The organism is Vibrio sp. 1CM7H (assembly GCF_023161645.1).
Classification (GTDB): domain Bacteria; phylum Pseudomonadota; class Gammaproteobacteria; order Enterobacterales; family Vibrionaceae; genus Vibrio; species Vibrio diabolicus.
This window is the reverse complement of sequence record NZ_JALNTV010000011.1, coordinates 55,897-74,311: the sequence shown is the minus strand read 5'-3', so window position 1 is coordinate 74,311 and position 18,415 is coordinate 55,897. Positions and strand designations below refer to the sequence as shown.

The 18,415-nt window shown below is 43.4% G+C and carries 17 protein-coding genes and 1 riboswitch; of the genes, 9 read left to right on the top strand and 8 right to left on the bottom strand.

The window, feature by feature from the left end:
* Window positions 1-464: 464 nt before the first annotated feature.
* Complete coding sequence (locus tag MSG33_RS21790) at window positions 465-920, top strand: RNA-binding protein (RefSeq protein ID WP_031780357.1); 456 nt, start codon at window positions 465-467, stop codon at window positions 918-920.
* Here MSG33_RS21790 and murI read toward each other — a convergent pair.
* The 3 genes from murI to btuB are packed head-to-tail and all read right to left on the bottom strand — an operon-like array spanning window position 883 to window position 4,305.
* Window positions 883-1,686: a glutamate racemase gene (gene murI, locus MSG33_RS21785; protein WP_248382095.1), complete on the bottom strand. Its 804-nt coding sequence runs from the start codon at window positions 1,684-1,686 to the stop codon at window positions 883-885. The genes MSG33_RS21790 and murI overlap by 38 nt on opposite strands.
* Window positions 1,687-1,726: 40 nt before the next feature.
* A complete protein-coding gene (locus MSG33_RS21780) occupies window positions 1,727-2,410 on the bottom strand; it encodes an adenine nucleotide alpha hydrolase (RefSeq protein ID WP_248382093.1) in 684 nt (227 codons plus the stop codon).
* A gap of 59 nt (window positions 2,411-2,469) precedes the next feature.
* Window positions 2,470-4,305, bottom strand: a complete 1,836-nt coding sequence (gene btuB, locus MSG33_RS21775; RefSeq protein WP_248382091.1) for a TonB-dependent vitamin B12 receptor — start codon at window positions 4,303-4,305, stop codon at window positions 2,470-2,472.
* Window positions 4,306-4,360: 55 nt separating this feature from the next.
* A riboswitch (cobalamin riboswitch) is annotated at window positions 4,361-4,561 on the bottom strand.
* A gap of 184 nt (window positions 4,562-4,745) precedes the next feature.
* On the opposite strand from btuB, the gene trmA reads away from it, so the two are divergent.
* Window positions 4,746-5,855 (top strand): tRNA (uridine(54)-C5)-methyltransferase TrmA, encoded by a 1,110-nt coding sequence (gene trmA, locus MSG33_RS21770; RefSeq protein ID WP_248382090.1) that lies wholly within the window; start codon window positions 4,746-4,748, stop codon window positions 5,853-5,855.
* A 217-nt stretch (window positions 5,856-6,072) separates the two neighbouring features.
* Here the strand turns inward: trmA and MSG33_RS21765 are convergent, their stop codons facing one another.
* The 5 genes from MSG33_RS21765 to MSG33_RS21745 all read right to left on the bottom strand — a co-directional run bounded on the left by MSG33_RS21765 (window position 6,073) and on the right by MSG33_RS21745 (window position 14,968).
* The gene (locus tag MSG33_RS21765; protein ID WP_248382088.1) at window positions 6,073-7,617 is read right to left on the bottom strand and encodes a DNA cytosine methyltransferase; all 1,545 of its coding nucleotides are present in this window, start codon (window positions 7,615-7,617) and stop codon (window positions 6,073-6,075) included.
* Between the two features lie 140 nt (window positions 7,618-7,757).
* The gene (locus MSG33_RS21760) at window positions 7,758-9,824 is read right to left on the bottom strand and encodes an AIPR family protein (protein ID WP_054575480.1); all 2,067 of its coding nucleotides are present in this window, start codon (window positions 9,822-9,824) and stop codon (window positions 7,758-7,760) included.
* A 2-nt stretch (window positions 9,825-9,826) separates the two neighbouring features.
* Window positions 9,827-10,777: a PD-(D/E)XK motif protein gene (locus MSG33_RS21755; RefSeq protein WP_054575481.1), complete on the bottom strand. Its 951-nt coding sequence runs from the start codon at window positions 10,775-10,777 to the stop codon at window positions 9,827-9,829.
* Window positions 10,770-13,475, bottom strand: a complete 2,706-nt coding sequence (locus MSG33_RS21750; protein ID WP_054575482.1) for a Z1 domain-containing protein — start codon at window positions 13,473-13,475, stop codon at window positions 10,770-10,772. The genes MSG33_RS21755 and MSG33_RS21750 overlap by 8 nt, the downstream gene beginning before the upstream one ends.
* Window positions 13,472-14,968, bottom strand: coding sequence for an ATP-binding protein (locus tag MSG33_RS21745; protein ID WP_054575483.1), 1,497 nt, complete (start codon window positions 14,966-14,968; stop codon window positions 13,472-13,474). Before MSG33_RS21745 ends, MSG33_RS21750 begins: the two co-directional genes overlap by 4 nt.
* A gap of 188 nt (window positions 14,969-15,156) precedes the next feature.
* Here MSG33_RS21745 and radC point away from each other — a divergent pair, with 188 nt between their 5' ends.
* The 7 genes from radC to MSG33_RS21710 all read left to right on the top strand — a co-directional run bounded on the left by radC (window position 15,157) and on the right by MSG33_RS21710 (window position 18,274).
* Entirely contained in the window at window positions 15,157-15,630 is a 474-nt protein-coding gene (radC, locus tag MSG33_RS21740; RefSeq protein ID WP_054575484.1) for a DNA repair protein RadC, read from the top strand.
* A complete protein-coding gene (locus MSG33_RS21735) occupies window positions 15,627-16,064 on the top strand; it encodes a DUF2787 domain-containing protein (protein ID WP_054575485.1) in 438 nt (145 codons plus the stop codon). The genes radC and MSG33_RS21735 overlap by 4 nt, the downstream gene beginning before the upstream one ends.
* A 49-nt stretch (window positions 16,065-16,113) precedes the next feature.
* On the top strand, window positions 16,114-16,557 hold the full coding sequence (locus MSG33_RS21730) for a DUF2787 domain-containing protein (RefSeq protein WP_054575486.1): 444 nt from the start codon (window positions 16,114-16,116) through the stop codon (window positions 16,555-16,557).
* A gap of 3 nt (window positions 16,558-16,560) precedes the next feature.
* Window positions 16,561-16,737 carry a hypothetical protein gene (locus MSG33_RS21725; protein WP_155486780.1) on the top strand — a complete coding sequence of 59 codons (177 nt, stop codon included), beginning with the start codon at window positions 16,561-16,563 and terminating at the stop codon, window positions 16,735-16,737.
* A 138-nt stretch (window positions 16,738-16,875) separates the two neighbouring features.
* Complete coding sequence (locus MSG33_RS21720) at window positions 16,876-17,616, top strand: hypothetical protein (RefSeq protein ID WP_054575487.1); 741 nt, start codon at window positions 16,876-16,878, stop codon at window positions 17,614-17,616.
* Window positions 17,617-17,639: 23 nt separating this feature from the next.
* Window positions 17,640-17,999: a hypothetical protein gene (locus MSG33_RS21715; RefSeq protein ID WP_054575488.1), complete on the top strand. Its 360-nt coding sequence runs from the start codon at window positions 17,640-17,642 to the stop codon at window positions 17,997-17,999.
* 47 nt (window positions 18,000-18,046) lie between these two features.
* Window positions 18,047-18,274, top strand: coding sequence for a hypothetical protein (locus tag MSG33_RS21710; RefSeq protein WP_248382086.1), 228 nt, complete (start codon window positions 18,047-18,049; stop codon window positions 18,272-18,274).
* Window positions 18,275-18,415 lie beyond the last annotated feature (141 nt).

The window sequence follows — 18,415 nt, the reverse complement described above, 5'->3', positions numbered from 1 at the left end:
GTTTCATTGAAACCTAATTTGAAACCGAAGTTTCTAATTGGATTATCATCAACGAGTGCCCACACAGATTGATAGGTTTATATTTTTAAAGAGCTTTTCTAACTTATCCAGCAACTTAGTTGCTCGTCGTTAGGGGTGCGTATCTTACTCCGCACCGCGAGAGAGTCAAGCATTTTTTCAAATTTCTTTTTCTCTCACTTCCGACTCGCTGTGTGACTTTCGTCTCACTCCGTGTCGGTGGATGCGCAGTATAGGGAGTTGAGAAATTAGTACAAGCGTTTTTTGCAAAAAAACTTTCAACAGGTCATTAGTTAGCCAAAAGCGTGATATTTGCATATTTCTTCGTCACATTTGAGACATATCACAGCAATTGGTTGGAAAAACACCAACCATATACGTAAGATTCATGTGTCTATTCTGTTAATGGACAATCGATCTCTTTATCACTATGTGTAGTAATTAAAATGACGTCTAAAAAAAATCTGATTTTATGTGCTGGGCTGGCCGTCGTTGGGGGAATCGTCTTCTCTCAAGTCACCATCCCACCAGCCTTGAGTTTTCTCATTGGTGTTATCGCTACTGCTTTTTTATTTTCATTTTCTAGCCAGACACCTTCTATTCAATCAACAGACTCGGATCCATCAACTAAAACTCTGTATGTCGGCAACCTTCCTTATAAGGCCAATGAGAGTCACGTTCGCGATTTGTTTGCTGAATATGGACAGGTCTATGCAGTACGCTTAATGAAAGATAAGCGCACTGGAAAAAGAAGAGGGTTTGGTTTTGTCGTGATGGCTGCGGCAGATGCCAAGCCAGCTATCGCTAAACTTAATGAAAAGGAATATATGGAGAGAACGCTAAAAGTGAGAATTGCGAACGATCCTAAACACCCGGATGGTGGTAAACCAGAACAGGATTAAAACCTAGCTTCTTTAAACAAATGTTCAGTGCATCTTCCTGCCAAGGAGTTGCACTGGCATAAATCGACTTACTTCCCTCTTCCGTATCCTCAATTTCATCACTTAATAGTAATGCTTTTACTCGACGTGCAATGGCTGCACCCGAATCAATTAAAGTAACGTCCTCACCCAAAGCTTGATGAATTTCCTCTTTGATTAAAGGGAAGTGAGTACAACCGAGCACCGCAACGTCTACTTTATCGCGAAGCGGAAGCAGGATTTTTGTCAGTTCGTCTAGAGAAACGCTGTTGCCTCGCAACTTCTCTTCGGCCATATCCACCAAGCGAGTTGATCCCACCAGCTCAACTGGTTTGCCTTGCGCAAAGTCCCGTATTAACTCGTGAGTATATTGACGTGTTACTGTCGCCGGAGTGGCGATCAGCCCTACCCCTTTTGATGCTAAAAGCGATGCGGGTTTAATCGCAGGGACAACACCAACAACGGGAATCGATAAATTTTCGCGTAAGGAAGGAAGCACTATGGTGCTCGCTGTGTTGCAAGCAATGACAACAATGTCGACTTGGTGTTCTTCGACTAATGAAGAGACCAGTTGGTTAACTCGTGAAATGAGTACAGCCTGATCGAGTTCACCATAAGGGTAAGCCTGATTATCGAATAAGTATAAGTAGTCTAGCTGGGGCAATAGGCGATGTATCTCTTGGAATACAGAAAGACCACCAACACCGGAGTCAAAAACTAGGACTTTTTTCTTACTTGCTACTCGCACGAGCCTTACCTAAAGAACAGAAACGTTGCGATCATACTGCTTAGATTTGTTTTGGCAATGCTTTAGCATGGTATCTTTGATGGCTGAATCTATCTCCAGATTCTACATCTCGCTTCGTCAGCTCGATATGCCCTTGAAAAGACGGCGAAGACGTGACCAATGTGTGAAATTCACCATTTTCCCCACAGGGATCAATTTGACTTGGTAATGACTCTATTAGGACTTTGTCATACCAGAGACCACACCATTCTGGAGGGAGAACACTTCCGTCGATGGTGATCAACATCGTTTGAATACCACGCTCTATGATTTCCATCGCTAGTTTGTCGCTGCTCTCCCCTAATAGAGGAAAGACGCACTCCCAACCAGCAGGTTCAATATAGCTGCGTCGATACTCGGCAATGCCATTGCAAAACATATCGCCAAATGCGACAGCTTCTATATTCAGACCACTACTTTGTAATGCATTAACGATGGTCGATTGATAAATGTCGTTACTTGGAAAGACTTCAGGTAGCTCGATAGTAATGAGCGGAAGCGCAAGTAAGTCGGCTTGCATTTGTACGACTTCAAGCGGAGTTGCTTGGAAAGGGACTTCTTTCCCTACGTAAGTCGTGTACAAACCGACAACTTGATAATTTGGATTCTCGTTAAGGCGCTCAAGCGTTAATGTCGAATCTTTACCGCTGGACCAACTGATCACCACTTGCTTGGGTTTCTTCATTCGATTTTCCACCACAAAATATTAAAAACCGCCCGAAGGCGGTTTGTGTTCATTCACGATTAGAATTCGTAGCCAACGTTTAGATAGTACGCTCGCTCAGCGGCAGGGTAACCTTTTGCCATCTCATACTCTTCATCAAATAGATTATCGATACGAGCGCTAATAGAGGTCGACTCATTCGGATAGTAAGTCACAGCCGTATCAACCAACGAGTAAGAAGAAAGCGTGATATCTTGTGAAGGCCAAGTGCTGTAATCCACATCTGGACGCTTACCTACGTACTGATAGCTAACCGACCAGTCCACTTTATCGAAGCTCACTAAAGCGTTCCACTTATACATTTCTTTAGCGCGGCGCTGCAACTGATGCCCTTTATCGTCTTCAGCATCTTTGTAATCCGCACTCAACTGGTGCTGCACAACCCCTGTATCAAACTCAGCAACAAGCTCCACACCTTGGATATGTGTTTCACCATCGACATTCAAATATTTGTATGTGGTTGGATGGTAATCGATAAGATTCGTGATTTTATAGTCATAACTCGTTACGGACCAAAAAACGCCTTGGACATCACCGCTGAATGCTAGCTCCCAAGCATCTGACTCTTCCGGCTTAAGATCTTTCTCACCGTATGTTGGGTCATACTGTTGATATAGGTTTGGAGCCTTAAACGCAGTACCAAAAGAAGCTTTAACCCCAAACTCTGGCACAAACTGGTAACCAGCCGCTAAGCTGTAAGTGAACTCACTACCGTATTCTTCGTTATCATCCAAGCGAGCACTGCCCTCAAGCATTGCTTTATCAATACTAGTGGTTGCCATACCAAACAGAGCGCCATTGGTACGATCAAACGTTTTATTCGCACTCTTGTCTTTATAAGATTCGTTGCGCCAATCAATACCACCAGCAAACGTCGTATTGTTGTTTAGCAAGTAACTGTTGGTCCACTGGACATTTTGCTGCTCAAGTTCATCTTCAGTACCTGAGTGTTTACCTTTTGCTTGCTCATAGTTCCAAGACTTCTGTTTCTGTGCCGTTACTTGTAGTTCTGACATCACATTATCAGACTGATACTTACCGCCCAGAGTGGCAGAAAGGTCGTCTTTTTCTGCTTCGTAATAACCGCGACTGCCGTAGCTGCTGTCATATTGATAAACATTTTCGTAAGCACGTAGGTTACCAAATACAGACCACTGGTCATTGAAGTTATGCACGTAACCTAGCAGACCATTCTTTGTATCAAAGCCATGGCGATCGCCGTCATTAACTCCCGATACAGGACGAACGTTATAACCATCATCACTTTCACTACCAAGCGCGATATTCAGCTGGCCGCTCTCTGTGACTTTAATGCCAGATGCCACACTCAATTCTTGGTAATCTAAGCTACCTAAACCCGCACTTAACTTCGTTCCTTCTTCGTCAGCACGCGCAATGGTGATGATATTGATCACGCCACCAATCGCTTCTGAACCATAAAGTGACGCACGCGCACCACGCACGTACTCAATCCGTTGAACGTAAGTAAGTGGGATTTGGTTAAAGTCCACAGCGCCCTTCGCTGCTCGTGCAAAACGTACGCCATCAACCAGTACTAAAACTTGGTCGGAACTGGTTCCACGAACAAATAAAGACGCCAACTGACCACGACCACCATTTTGTGAAACTTGAATCCCCGTAAGACGACGCAATACATCTGGTAGGGTTTTCGCTTGAATGCGATCGATGTCTTGTCGAGTAACCACTTCGACATCTGCCAACGTACGGCTTTCGGCTTGCTCAAAACGGTTTGCAGTCACAACGATGGTTTCGTCAGTGGAGGTTTCTTGGGCCTGTAGATAAGAGACAGGTGAAAGCAGCGATGCCAAAGTGATCGCCAGTGCGGATTTTCTCATTGTATTGTCCTAAATCGCGTAATTCCTTCCGAGCCCTGTCGTCATGACAGTCCAGTGCTGTGGCTCAGTTGCTGGCAGGTATTCGGACTCAAGAGCACGGGTGTACCGCCTACTTGCTCGACTTCCCACATAAACTAATGCAGTGTCTGATGAGCGTTCGTTCTCTTTTACCGCTGCGCGTCAGTTCTGGATTCACACCAGATTCCCATTTCAGCCATCTAGATTGCTAGATAGCACCAGCTTGAGGCAAATATTATTCAGCTATTGATTATTTGTCCAGCCAATATTGCCCTTACAAGTTGTAACGTTTTGATTGATTTTGCTTTCTACTCTGTCTGTACGCACTATCTTTAAATCAATTCCAGTACAAAACTGGACATCCTATTGAGATTGAATAAAATCTGCGCTCTTAAATTGAATGCACCATAAAAGGTAAGATCATGGCTACTCTTGATGTAAACCCACAACGCTACCAAGAACAACTGGCTGAAAAAGTCGAACGTCTCACGGATATGTTCGCGCCATACAACATGCCAGAACTGGAAGTGTTTGAATCACCAGAGCAGCACTACCGCATGCGTGCTGAGTTCCGTGTTTGGCATGAAGGCGAAGATCTTTACTACATCATGTTCAACCAAGAAACTCGTGAGAAATACCGTGTTGACCAATTTCCTGCAGCAAGCCGTCTGATCAACGATCTGATGCCGCTATTGGTTGAAGCGATGAAAGACAACGACTCGCTACGTCGTAAACTGTTCCAGGTGGATTTCCTATCGACGCTAAGCGGTGAGATTCTGGTTTCACTCCTTTACCATCGCCAACTTGATGCAGAGTGGATTGAAAACGCGAAAGCCCTTAAACAGCGTTTAAATGATGAAGGCTTCAACCTAAACATCATTGGTCGTGCTCGTAAGATGAAGATTGTCCTAGACCGCGACTACGTGATCGAGAAGCTCGATGTAAATGGTCAAAGCTACATCTACCAACAAGTAGAGAACAGCTTCACTCAGCCGAACGGCAAAGTCGCAGAGAAGATGCTGGAATGGGCGGTCGACTGCACCCAAGAAAGCACTGGCGACCTACTAGAACTTTACTGTGGTAACGGTAACTTCTCGCTGGCCTTGGCACAGAATTTCGACCGCGTCCTGGCAACTGAGCTAGCAAAACCATCGGTTGTATCTGCACAGTACAACATCGCCGCCAATAAGATTGATAACGTACAAATCCTACGTCTATCAGCAGAAGAGTTTACTCAAGCAATCGAAGGTAAACGTGAATTCCGTCGTCTACAAGATGCAGGCGTGGATCTGAAGAGCTACAACTGCAATACGATTTTTGTCGATCCACCACGCTCTGGGATGGATGTCGATACTTGTAAAATGGTGCAAGGTTACGAGCGCATCATGTACATCTCTTGTAACCCTGAGACTCTAAAAGAGAACTTGGACATTCTATGCGAAACACACAACGTGACGCGTTTTGCTCTGTTTGACCAATTCCCTTATACCCACCATATGGAAGCAGGTGTGATGCTGGAGCGCGTTAAATAAGGGCTCGTAATGTTTTTTATTTCAGAAAAAATCACCCTGGGTACGGCATGGGGTACGGGGAAGATAAAAACCTAACTTCAAGCTATCTATCAAGCTGGCAATGATTTACATAAAAACAAAACCAGCCATAGCCAAAAAAAGGCTATGGCTGGTTTTTTGGTTACTCGTTGTCTTTTCTGTCAGTAAGCAGTTCAGATATTTAATTAGCACTGCTAATTCATACTTGATCTACATCCAATATACCCAACACAACCTTGCCTATCTGATGTGCTAAATACGGTGGGACAGCATTTCCTACCTGTACATATTGCTGCGTTCTATTTCCTTCAAATAAATAATTATCTGGAAACGTCTGTAAGCGCGCTGCTTCTCGGACAGTCAAACTTCTGCACTGCTGTGGGTCATAGTGAATGAAATAGTGGCCATCTTTAGATATATGGCTAGTCACCGTCGTTGCACATTTATTTCCAGCTTGGGTACGAAAGCGATCTGCATGTGAGCCTGTAGCCCAATTTTCATGATCCGGAGCTAGCTCTGCTGGAAAGTCTCTCGCCTTAGGAGAAATACCACCACTTATCTTAGTAAACGCAGCACTGAAGGCATATCGTAGCAAATCAGATGTCATATGCCCGCGGGTCTCGTGATTTAACACACAGTTTGGGTGATTATCTAGATACCATTTCTCTAAATGTTTGGGGATATTGTGCTGGACTTCCGTTATTTGACTACTTTTACGCTCCAGTTTTAGTCTAGGCTCTAGGCTTAAGCTACCTACAGTAGCTCTATCAAATGTTTTTTCTAATATTCGTTTCAGCTTTTTTGAGTTTGTTCGAATTTGTTTTTCCCAATCCTTCTGGATGTCTTTTTGCTTAGAAAAGCCACTTCTTAGAGGAGGCAAGTCGGATAGAACTTGTTCAACAGTTACTGTTTTTGCCATTGGAGAAATTGTGTCTGGAATACGGGTTATATCTTGACGTACACCTAATAGAATTACTCGATGCCGCGCTTGTGGTACACCATAGTACTCAGAGCGGATAAGAAAATCAGATGAGTCGGAGTACTTAGGGTCCTTTGGATCCTTAGCTTCAACTACAAGCGAAAAGATTTTATACTTTGAGACTCCGTCATCACCAGTAACTAACCCCGGGTTCCTCAAGTCTTTTAATATCTGAGGAAACATAACTTTGCCATCAATTTTGGCAGACAGAATACCGCGTACATTTTCCATCACAAACACATCAGGCTGCGCAATAGAAAGTACTTTAAGGTATTCCTTGTATAAAAAGTTTCTGTGATCGTTTTCGGCCTTATAGCCTTTTATTCCTGCATTCCGAGAACGGCCAGCCAATGAATAGGCTTGGCAAGGAGGGCCACCAATAACGACCTTAGGTCCTTGATGGACTGCCAACAGTTCACGAATTCTAGCATGAATTAATTCATTATCGTCACCAAGAGCTCTAGGCTCTTCTAACGTTTCGTAACTGGCAGATTCAGCTTGTTTGGGATACAAACTAAAAATTTCATCTCGAGTTAGTTCTCCACGGACATATCTAAAGTAATCATCTAACCCACCATCCAGCTCTTTAAGCTTTCGAAAGAACGATCGCGTTGTTAATGTTCTATGCGCAGATGGTTCTTTTTCTACAGATACACCAATTTTGAATGGATAGTTACCACTCTCATCTGTAACTGAAGATATACCTTCACCAAGCCCACCAGGCCCAGCAAAGAGATCGATTACAAGAACTTCACCTGTTTTCATTTCACTACCACCAATAAAAATGCTTGGCAATCATACCAGGCTAAAGCTGACGAGCAATAGGTGACATTAGGAAAACTGGTTAATGATTTACTTGTTAACTCAAATCTAATAACTAAGAATGGGTTTAAATTGAAACTTTGTCATGTATGAAAACCTTCCCCCTGTAGCTTTCTAAGCGCCTCAAACGCAATTCCACATTGTTTTGGCGAAGGCACTTTTTTGGGGATAGCTGCACAGATTTCAAGAATGCTATTCTCTCTAGGGCTCAGCATTCCACGCTCTTTAGCCCAGTTTTTAGCCTCCTCCCAGAACCTAGCGCCTAGGTTAAACACTTCTAGCTCAACATTAATTGAATTTTCTAAAGCGCTGGCAGTTCTTGCTTCCCTAACATTCTCATCTGCTAGCTCTGAAGATATTAAGAGTGCCTTAAAAGCATCACCTAACGGTAATTCACTCTCACTTACCCTTTGCCAACAAAGCTGTTTCTTGGCCCATTCGCTGTAGTTTCTAATACCCTCAGGTGGAGTAGTTATAACCTTTTGAGCCAATTCACCAGATGAGAGAATAGATAATTTTAAGCCTTCTGGTATAGATTGCATTTTCCAGATGAGGTCAAGATCTATGACCATGCCTAAACTCTGGGCCTCATTAACAAGTTTGGCAATTGCATAAGTGACGATATTGGCTCGATACCCCCCTTCATACCAATCAGCATTTGATACGAGCTTTTCGGTTGTTCTAAATATGAGCGCTTTAGCTACCAACCTTTTAAACCAAAGTTCATTAAAAGATGCTCCTTCCGCTCCCCAACTTTTACCAATTTTTTTCGCAAATTCTGAAAAATTCTTTTGAGCACCTAAGCTAACAACATGTGGCAAGCATGCCCAAGTATTTTCATATTTCGCAAGGTCTGTCTTAACAAAAAACTGACTACGAGGATATTCAGCATCGAACTTTTTACGCTCTGATTGAGTTCTTCGACTTCTTTCGTCTGCGAACTGACCTCTAGCTCGCTCATAAAACCATTTCGTTTCTCGATAACTATCTGTACCCGAAGGAGCTAAAATACGTCGAGACAACTCCTCAACACGTATATGAAACGGATGATTAGAAAAAAAATCCGCAGCATTCACCTTATTCTGGCTATTTGCATATTCAGAGATTCTAGGGACAATCTCTTCAGAACATTCTTTAGGCGTTATAGTTAGTTTCATTTGCACAAATACTTGCTGTATTTGTTCTTTAAGCACCTTACTTGCCGCGAATAGTGACGCCGTAGTTTGACCACCATTCACTATTTGAAGGTTGTTCACACTAGTCAATTGATAACCTGAGCTTGTCTTATCTACTTCTAAACTATCAGCCGTAGCGCTTAGCCCATTGTTATAAGAGAAAAACATATGAGGCTCATCCCGAATAGTGTCACGGATGCCCTTATTCACTTTACCTCGAGCCTGCAGAAAGCTTCTTACGTTAGACTCAAGTAATCTCGGCCCCCATTTGTCATAAATTTCAGCAAGCTGCTTTCCCGGGATAACGGCTAAATAACTCTCTAGAGCATCACTTCCACCAGATGCTTTCAATATCGGAATACCACCACCAAAGTCGTCTTTAAAGTTGATCACTGAATCAGCCCTGACAAGTCCTTGCTCCATAAAGCGCCGCAGACGTTTGATGTCCCAGATGCTCAATGTAATTGGCTTTTCATCAATAACACCAAAGCTAGTAGCATCTGTTCTAGCTCTATAATCTCCATTGGTCACTATAATCAACTTAACTTTTTCAACGCTATTCCAAGTCGCTTTGATCAAATCAGCCACACCAAATCCAGGGCTAGTTTCTTCCAGCGTTTCCCGGAACCGATCATCAAGACCGGCGTTCAGAAACCTAATAAGTTTTTGCGATAAACGTTGAACATGCTCCTTGTGTAAAAGTCGAATACCTCTATCTAAAGAAAAATCACATAGTATAAGGCTCAATATGCCGTCATTTTCCCTAGGATCACCACCGTATCCATCAATTTGCGCTGGCCCACGAGAGTATAAACCTTCATAAAAAGCTCGATTGGCGCTTTCTATTTCGCCCGCCTCAGCCAATAAGTCACCAACCTTTTCAAAGAATGCCTCTACCGTTACCAACCCCAAGGCATCGGCATCACCTTGTACATCAGCGATAAACTGAACGTTGAAATCTTCAAGCTCTGTCATGTCTATATAAACTCTCGGAGGTAATTAACGGTATTGTCATTTAATTTAAAAGGCTCACAGGCATCTAAAGAAATAGAATATCTTACGTTCTGCACGCCTTGTGGTAGTGGGCAATTAACACGAGGGAACCCTTCAAGTACTTCATAATGAGTGGTGGACCTTATCAGCCAACGGCGATCATCGTACTTATTTAATGGATCATAACCTGTTGAGTAGATTGCATCTTCCCACTTCGTATAGGTACTACATTCTTCCTGAAATAAAGCCTCGGTTAATGCTACATAGTCATGCAGTGTCATACCTTCTGGTACAATTGCAGATTCGACATTAGTAACACTAAGAAATAAACGCACACCATCACAGACTGCTAGCTGGTCTGCTGATGAAATAGAAATTGAAGGTATTGCTGCGGTTCTTCGTGTTTTAACTTCAATACAGCATCCAATTAACTCAAAGTCTTTTGGAGCCCCCGAAGGCCCCTTCCATGCTTCAACTGCCACTTCAGAACCAAAACTAGTGGCGAGCTCTCGGAGAAAGGCTAATTCACCGATTAAACCACGCTGCTCTTCAATAGTCAGACCTTCTGAGCGTCCTGAACGCAAAAGATAATGCCACCTTTTAGTCCGTTGTATCGCCCTAGAGAGTGCTTCATCCAGATCGGAAGCCTTCTCACCTGAATCAACGACATCTCTGCAGAGAGTTTCAAACAGCTCCGCTTGGCTATTTTCTTTAAGGGCAAGAACAAACGCCCATCGACCAGATATTATCCTGAAGTTGGCAATCAGATTTTTGAGTTCAGGAAGCTTGGGCTTACTAGTTGGCTCAATTGGCAATCTAAGCATAAGCGCTGGCTGTTTGTCCTCTACAACGACCCAAAAAAAGTCATACTGGCCGTTATGGTTAACTCTTCTTGCATTGCTGAGATCTAGCCCCTTCCATGGTGAATTATCCATTCAGTTCAGCCTCATATTCCTCATCTATATCATCTTCACCGTAGAGTTCTTTGTAACGTTGTGTGTTAACAATATAAGCAACTTTCTCCGATGCTTTTTTTGAAACTGGAAGGCTGATCCCCCAGGCAACGACAGGGTAACTTGGAATCAAAGCCACTCTACTGTCACCTTCTTTATTTTTTGGTGCTTTTGGTTTAACAAAATGAAGAATAAACAATGGTTTATCACGCACTTTCCGATAAATTGAGTCTGGGTAGTTACCATTCTTATCATAAGAATTTTCAGCAACTTTCGCCTTACTTGGCTCAACACCCGCTTTTTCGATACCTCTAGATGCAACCCTCATTTTTTTACCACTAAAGGACATGTACCCGTCTGTTAGATCATCTAGATTAATAGAACGATTTGTGGGAATGATACTAACCCCTAGTGTATTGTCTTCATCTCCTTTTTGTAGACTTGGGATTAACAAGTCCCATAGAGCTAACTCATCTTCTTTTCGTGCACTGAGATAGCTTCTTACTGGCCCAGTTTCAGTAATCACACTCTCAGGTGTATTGATCCAACCCGCTAGGAACTCATCGATATATTGTATTGGTACATCACGAAGCAATAGCCCCCATTGCGTATCTTCAATCGTGAAAGTGGCTTTTTTCAAATTAGAAACAAGCTTTATAGCTATGGCTAAATTCGAATCTAACTTTGTAGAATCGATACTTACCTTAGCGGTTTCTATAAATCTATTTGAAAGTCCAACAAAAGTGGTAACTTCGAGGCCTGCTCCCATCTTATTTTTTGCGGTAACCAACAATGATGCAGGGTGACTGCGAACTGCAAGCCCGAAATCTTCAGGAGCAGCTTTGGCCTGATCCATTGCTTTGAGTTCATCATGAAGCTCTTCAGCTGCGTTGGCGATAAAGGCATACCAGTCTATAGCATCGTCGGGCATCCAAATTCGACACAGATCTTCATATCCATTTCGATAGCCAAACCATCGTCCCATTTGCATTAAGGTGTCATACATCATGGTATTGCGCAGGAACCAAGTAACTGTAAGCCCCTCTAGAGTCAACCCTCGCGAGAGAGAGAAACCACCAACAGCAATGACAGTTTGCCCTCTATCACCTGAATTCGAGTAGTCTAGCTCATTTGCTCTACTGTTAACTTCTACAACCTTGGCGGAAGCAATTGCATCAAAAATAGTTTTTTGTATCTCATCCCACTCAAACTCAGTGTCTTGATACTCTGCTTCCCAAACATCAAACAAAGCTTTGATTTCTGGGTCCTTCAATGCCGTGGTTAAAGATGAGTTTAATCTCAAAGAGTTTTGAATTCTTTCTAGTGCCTCATGCAATCGGTTTTTTAACTGACTTTGTATTCGAGTGAATCGACTAGCATTAACCAACATTGAACAATGTGAGCTTGATTGACCTCTTAAATTTCTAATGGCTCGCGATAATAGAAAAGTTCGCAAAGCAAACATCAGCGAGTCGGGCAATTGATAGACCTCATGGCCAATCTTATGCTTTATCGGTAGAAGGTCTTCATTATCCGAAATACTCCTTAACCAAGTTGGCTCTTCGTCATCAGGCAAGCCATCGATAAAGATTTTCTTTGGACCAAAGTAGTTAGATGGGGCATCGAGACCGATAATAAAATCTTTAGGGAATAGGTCCTCTTTGTGTACATCGTGGTTCTCATCCGGATCAATGAAAATATTAGCAAACGGAGTAGCTGTATAACCCACGTAGCAACTACGATGAAACATTTTTAAGAGGTCGCGTATTTGCCCATTTATCTTGGTTACCAATTTATCACTGTATTTAGTGTTGATTGATGCATTATCAGCCTCATCATCGATGAGTAGCATTGGCTGGTCGATCATTTCTTTGTCACCACGAGCGCTGTTGTCCTTAAGCCACTCTAGAAGATTTTCAAGCGTTCGGTGATTCTTTTTAATAACTAAAACGACTGGCACTCTATACGAGTCTATTTCACTGGTATTTGTTGATGCGGTAGGTTTATTAAAATCTCTGGACGTATTCGTCAGACTAACAGGAGTTCTATTCGAATCAAAATGTCCAACACCGATAACATGCTTAGCATTTCCAGCCTTCTTATCAGAGCTTTTTCCTGTATCCCGACCTATGAAACCTTCATCGATTCGAATTTGAGTCTGATTGCGAAGGTTATTATGTATACCTGCTACAACGATTATTAGGCGATATCCTGCATCAGCCGCCTTACAGATCAAACTTGTATAATTCAGTGTTTTGCCACTTTGTACGTGACCAACAACCATACCTCTACGATCCCATGAGGAATACTCTTGAGGGTTCCCTAATCGGCCAAGTATCTTGTCTGTAACAATATCCGTACCTGTAATAACATCTCTAGGCAATCCATTGTTTAGCAGGAGCTTCTCATATCTTTTCCAGTAGAAGGGGTCTATTTCCGGTTTTGCATCGTCTAACCAAGGTTTAAACTTGACGTTATCAACTATTGCACCGAGGCCAACTTTTATTCCCTGTTTTGACTCAATCTCACGAGCAATTTCCTCGATCACTGTGTCATCTAAATCGCTATCCACTACTTTGGCAATACTCTTAACCAAAACTCTCAGCTCATCCTCTGATTTGCGAGGCTGACTGTATAGCCCTGCTTCTACCATATCTAACACTTGCTGCCTGCTGCTCATAAGCCTTTTTCCTTGAGATAATTTACAACTAGTCGTTCTGAGAGTTCCCAGTTTGATTGCAGTAATGGATAATTTTGAAGAACATCTTTGATTCTATCCGGGGGAACATTGCTAACAAGCAATGCATCAGTAAGGTCAACCACAACTTGATTCAAATCTGATTCAGAAGTCTGCATTGCAACAATTGACTCCGCGTTACCTACCAGTTCGGCATGAAGTGCATCAATAGGTAAGCCAGCACCAAGCAACCTAATACAGCGTTCAAACCCTTCTTTCAATTCATGAGGTAAACAACTTGAATAAGATTGAAATACAGGGTGTTCTGAATTGGGTTTGAAGTGTATTCGGCCCTCAACTTGGACTCGATTCCAAATAGGATGCATCGTGCCTTCAACTAGCCTTTGCCCTCGACTTCGATATGTTCTTTTAGAGGATCCAACAAAACGCTCTATGATTCGCTTGAGTCGCTCTCGAACCGGTTGAGGAAGCTGCGCCGAAGATTTCTTTACATCAATTTTCCATTGCGCATCCATCGTGTTAGGTATGTCGATGGCTATTCTACTCAATTTTGTTAGTTCAGTTTGCTTCGCAAGTCCCAACCAATTCCCTGCAATAATTAATCTATTTTCTCTATAGATATATAGTCCTTGGGATTTGAGGTGACCTTCTGGTCCACCAAGCTCATCCCATTCATGTTGACTCATTTTTCTGTAATGCGGAATGGTATAACTGCGTATACGAACATGGCCATTAGATAAACGAATGTTATCGTCCGGATCCTTCTGAGTCGATGGATGAAAAGAAGCCATTGGGTCCAACGGGGTTAATTGCCGATTATTGATACTTATTTGAAACTGTGGCTTAGGAGCTTCTAAAAACCGATGAAAAGTAAGCCTCAAATGTCTCTCAGCAAGAGAGAACTCTGCATTCATATATTCAGTTTTTTTCCCTGGTGTATCAATTTCGCCGACTAGTCGATCTAATTTTTTCCAAATAACAACCGTTCCAATCTCATCGAGCAAGTCATAACCTAATTCATCTTCATAATCTTCAATCAGCTCTAATGTCCATGCATTTGTTTCGGCTACTAAATCTAAATCCCAGCGAGCACATGATGTAACTCCATCTTGCCTAGTTATGACAGTAAGTGAACGACACTGAGAAAAACTAGCGCTTTTTAAGCCTAAACCAAATCGTCCAAGTTCAGAAGGCAACCTGTCAAACGTGGGATTTTTACTACCTAATCTCATCGCTTCAAGTAATTCAGCTTTGCTCATTCCACAACCATTGTCAGCGATAATAACTGATGGAGAATTTGAAATAGTATCAACCACGAGGCGAACTCGATCAGCACTGGCAGAAATAGAGTTATCTATAATATCAGCCAAAGCAGTTTTGAGACTGTAGCCAAAGTCTCGATGTCCCTCAATAAGTGCTGAAGCATAGGGAGTAGCATCTATATAACGAGCTTCCGGCTTTTTACTTAACGTCATAGTACTCATGGTTTTTTTATGGGTATATTACTCACCTGAGAGAATATCACCTTTGTTGCGTATGAACAAAAACCTTCATTTAATGTGCTAAGCAAGCCCATCTAAAAGCCCTCGTTCAAAAATCAAAAAATTTTCAGGCATATGTCATCAATGTGAATACCTACCATTGATTCCGACTGGAGCCTGAAATGAATCCCAAAACTTCCGATTACCAAAAGCAGCAACGCTATCAGGAAAATGAAATCCTAGAGCATGCCGCTGAGATACTGGCTACGCGCTACGTGCGCGGTGATGCCCTAACTAAACCTGAAGCCACCAAAGAGTACGTTCGCTGTAAGCTGGGCAACTATGAGCGTGAAGTGTTTGCCTTATTGCTGCTGGATAATCAAAACCGACTAATTGAATTTAAAGAGCTGTTTCATGGAACGGTGGACACGGCCAGCGTCTACCCACGTGAAGTGGTGAAAGCGGTGTTAGATGTGAATGCCGCAGCGGTGATATTTGCCCACAACCACCCATCAGGAGACTCAACGCCGTCTCAAGCCGATAGACGCATAACCGAAAGACTCAAGGACGCTTTAGCGCTGGTGGATGTGCGTGTATTAGACCATATCGTGACAGGCGATACCTGTACCTCATTTGCTGAAAGGGGGTGGTTATGATTGAACAACATTATGGCGAGCTTTCTATTGATGATACGTTACATGCTTCACTGGAAACACTTCTTAATCGATACGCTATTACAGAGAACGCAGAGCGACTCGTCTTGAACTGCCGCCAAATGAGCTACTACCGACATCGACAAGGTTTGCATCCGATAGAGGTGCAGCTTAAACGCGAGTCAGATGCTAGCCCTTGGCTGGTAGTGTTCTTTGCGAGCTTCTCTTACCCCGATGACAGCAGTACAACTGTTGAACCTGAGCTTTACTTTCACCTGGCTAATCGCTGGTGCTATCAGCCCGATGTGGGGAGCACGGATTTATCCCACCCAGAAGTACAAGAGCTGCTCTCAGTATGGATGAAAGCCTTTGCTCGCCATCTATCCAGAAACGTTTTTGATGACATGCAACTGACAATGGTCGGTACGTTCAACTAAATCCACTCTCTCTTTTCTAATTTGAATCCTGAAACAAGGAGGACTCACTATGTCCCAATTAACCTTCATTGCCTCCACACTACCTGTGTCAAAGAAACTGTATAAGCTGCTAAGTGAGCAGTTGACCACCCATTTACTGATTAATGAAGCACTAACCACCAGCCGTTATCTGGTGTTTAACTTTCGTGATAAAAGTTACAGCGCGGAAGAAGGCGGCTTTCATCCGGTAGAGATGGCGATTTGCCATACCTCAACAGGAGAATGGAGCATTGAGTACATCACTGACTTTGCTTACATGGGCAACTACTACCCAGAGCTAGAGCGCAACTTGGACTTTGATTTTCGGGTTGGTCAGTTCTTTGTGGCCTATCGTGGCTGGCTACCCATGCAGGGTAGCCGTGATGCCAAAGAGTTGTATCGGTTATGGGAGAGTAACTTTCTGGCCTACGTCGATATGGACTCCTACAACGAGATAACCGTCACCCCGCAATAGCTCATGACTTCTCTTCTCCTTAACACTATTAAGCTTGTCACCGCTCTTATTACTCTGTTTACCCTCTCTCCTTTCTTTGGTGCCATCGGGGCCCTATCCACTTTAGGGTTTCTGGTGGTGCTGTTGATTGGTTTATTGGCAGCCATTGCAGAGCTCAGTGATAAGCATAAACCTCGTTAATGTTAATCGGCTCACGCTTTGGTGATGCCGATTGATGCTGTTTTCACCGTTGGACATTATGTGTCTGACCCACCTCTATTCTCCCGACATTAAATGTCCGACTCCGGTGTGGAGCTTTGATGTATTGAGAGCGTAGTCATGAGCAATAAAACCAGCATTGAAGGGTTATCCGCTTTGCTGCACACGCTGATGCTTATTCCTCAACATCGATGGATCACCGTTAGGGAGTTGCAGCAGCAGTTAGCCCTACTCGATATCCACCGCACCACGCGCAGCATTAAACGCTACCTCGATGACATCATTGTGGAGGTGTTTAACGTAGAGTGTGATTCGATGAGCATGCCCCATGTTTATCGGAAAACTTCAGAGCAATTACTGAAGCTCAACAAACAGGAAATGCTCCATTGGCAACTGACCAACAAGTACTTACTACCGCTGGTTCCCGATGAGCTGAATTATGGGCAAGGTCGCCCCTCGGAGAGAGACAAACCCTTGCCCTACAAGGGTTCAGCATATTCAAAAGAGCAAGCATGGTTGGCCAAAGTCCATGTGGCATTGCCCAACGTTTCTGAATGGAGTAATGAGCAGCGGCAAGTGTTACATGCGGTACACACGGCATTACTCAACAACCGTATGCTCAAGATATCGAGTCAAGTTTTGCAGCAAGAGAAAGCGTTCATTGAACCACTGGGACTCTCGGTTCAGTGTGACGCGCTCTTGCTGCTTTTTCGATTATCCGGTCAACCTACGATACGCACCCTAGCCCTACCTCTAATTGATGAGGCCAGTGTGTCGACGTTTTCTTTTACCTATCCCACTGATTTCAATCTTGAGCAGTTTATGCGTGAACATGCTGAAATCCGTGCATCCCAAATTTAACTCACCAATACGGAGAGATACCCATGAACACTCTAATTCGAACCATCATGATGGCCCTATTGCTATTCAGTATTACGGCTTGCAGCGAGCAAGATGCAGCGCAAACCGTTACCGCCGATGTTGAAGTATCGATATCCAGCAACCCTCACTGGGGAACACTGGTCTTTGATATTCAAGCTATCACCGACAGCACGGTAATAACCGGCGTGGTCATCAATCGAGGCAACTGCCGCCTACCCGCAGGCACGACCTCTGAACTATCTAGAAACGTTCAATTGAAGTTCGGTGAAACCTATACCGGATACAGCAACAACTGCACTGTGGACAGCGTGAAAGAGATCGAAGTCACCTCCAGCGTTGGCACCTTTGTGTACACCTTCTAACTCTCTATCCCTCAGTAACACACTAAATCAACTCGTAAGGATCAACTATGAACAAGTCAACTCTACTCATCGCGACAGCGTTAGTTTTCTCGACCTCTTCCGCCTTTGCTGGTGGAACACTGGGTGGTAACCCATCCGCAGATTCGGGAGCCGTCAATGTCAGTGTGGGTAAGTGCACTCAATACAAAATGGATGTGAAAGCGGCGCAAGAGGCAGGTAAGGAGGCGTCGACCATCACCGTTCCTGAAGGCTGTGACGCAATCAAAGAAAAGTAATACCTACCACCAGCGACGGTAAAAAATGACAATGGGGAGCAATTACGCTCCCCATTTTTTTGTGTCTGTACGTCAACTACCAGTTCAAAAAAACCACTGTTTCTCGACTAAAACATTTTGGAAATAAATAACTTAACTAGT

Bases quoted from the DNA above. Each gene is read 5' to 3' on its own strand.
- MSG33_RS21790 (WP_031780357.1), top strand. From the start codon at position 465: ATGACGTCTAAAAAAAATCTGATTTTATGTGCTGGGCTGGCCGTCGTT.
- MSG33_RS21780 (WP_248382093.1), bottom strand. From the start codon at position 2,410: ATGAAGAAACCCAAGCAAGTGGTGATCAGTTGGTCCAGCGGTAAAGAT.
- btuB (WP_248382091.1), bottom strand. From the start codon at position 4,305: ATGAGAAAATCCGCACTGGCGATCACTTTGGCATCGCTGCTTTCACCT.
- trmA (WP_248382090.1), top strand. From the start codon at position 4,746: ATGGCTACTCTTGATGTAAACCCACAACGCTACCAAGAACAACTGGCT.
- MSG33_RS21765 (WP_248382088.1), bottom strand. From the start codon at position 7,617: ATGAAAACAGGTGAAGTTCTTGTAATCGATCTCTTTGCTGGGCCTGGT.
- MSG33_RS21760 (WP_054575480.1), bottom strand. From the start codon at position 9,824: ATGACAGAGCTTGAAGATTTCAACGTTCAGTTTATCGCTGATGTACAA.
- MSG33_RS21755 (WP_054575481.1), bottom strand. From the start codon at position 10,777: ATGGATAATTCACCATGGAAGGGGCTAGATCTCAGCAATGCAAGAAGA.
- MSG33_RS21750 (WP_054575482.1), bottom strand. From the start codon at position 13,475: ATGAGCAGCAGGCAGCAAGTGTTAGATATGGTAGAAGCAGGGCTATAC.
- MSG33_RS21745 (WP_054575483.1), bottom strand. From the start codon at position 14,968: ATGACGTTAAGTAAAAAGCCGGAAGCTCGTTATATAGATGCTACTCCC.
- radC (WP_054575484.1), top strand. From the start codon at position 15,157: ATGAATCCCAAAACTTCCGATTACCAAAAGCAGCAACGCTATCAGGAA.
- MSG33_RS21735 (WP_054575485.1), top strand. From the start codon at position 15,627: ATGATTGAACAACATTATGGCGAGCTTTCTATTGATGATACGTTACAT.
- MSG33_RS21730 (WP_054575486.1), top strand. From the start codon at position 16,114: ATGTCCCAATTAACCTTCATTGCCTCCACACTACCTGTGTCAAAGAAA.
- MSG33_RS21725 (WP_155486780.1), top strand. From the start codon at position 16,561: ATGACTTCTCTTCTCCTTAACACTATTAAGCTTGTCACCGCTCTTATT.
- MSG33_RS21720 (WP_054575487.1), top strand. From the start codon at position 16,876: ATGAGCAATAAAACCAGCATTGAAGGGTTATCCGCTTTGCTGCACACG.
- MSG33_RS21715 (WP_054575488.1), top strand. From the start codon at position 17,640: ATGAACACTCTAATTCGAACCATCATGATGGCCCTATTGCTATTCAGT.
- MSG33_RS21710 (WP_248382086.1), top strand. From the start codon at position 18,047: ATGAACAAGTCAACTCTACTCATCGCGACAGCGTTAGTTTTCTCGACC.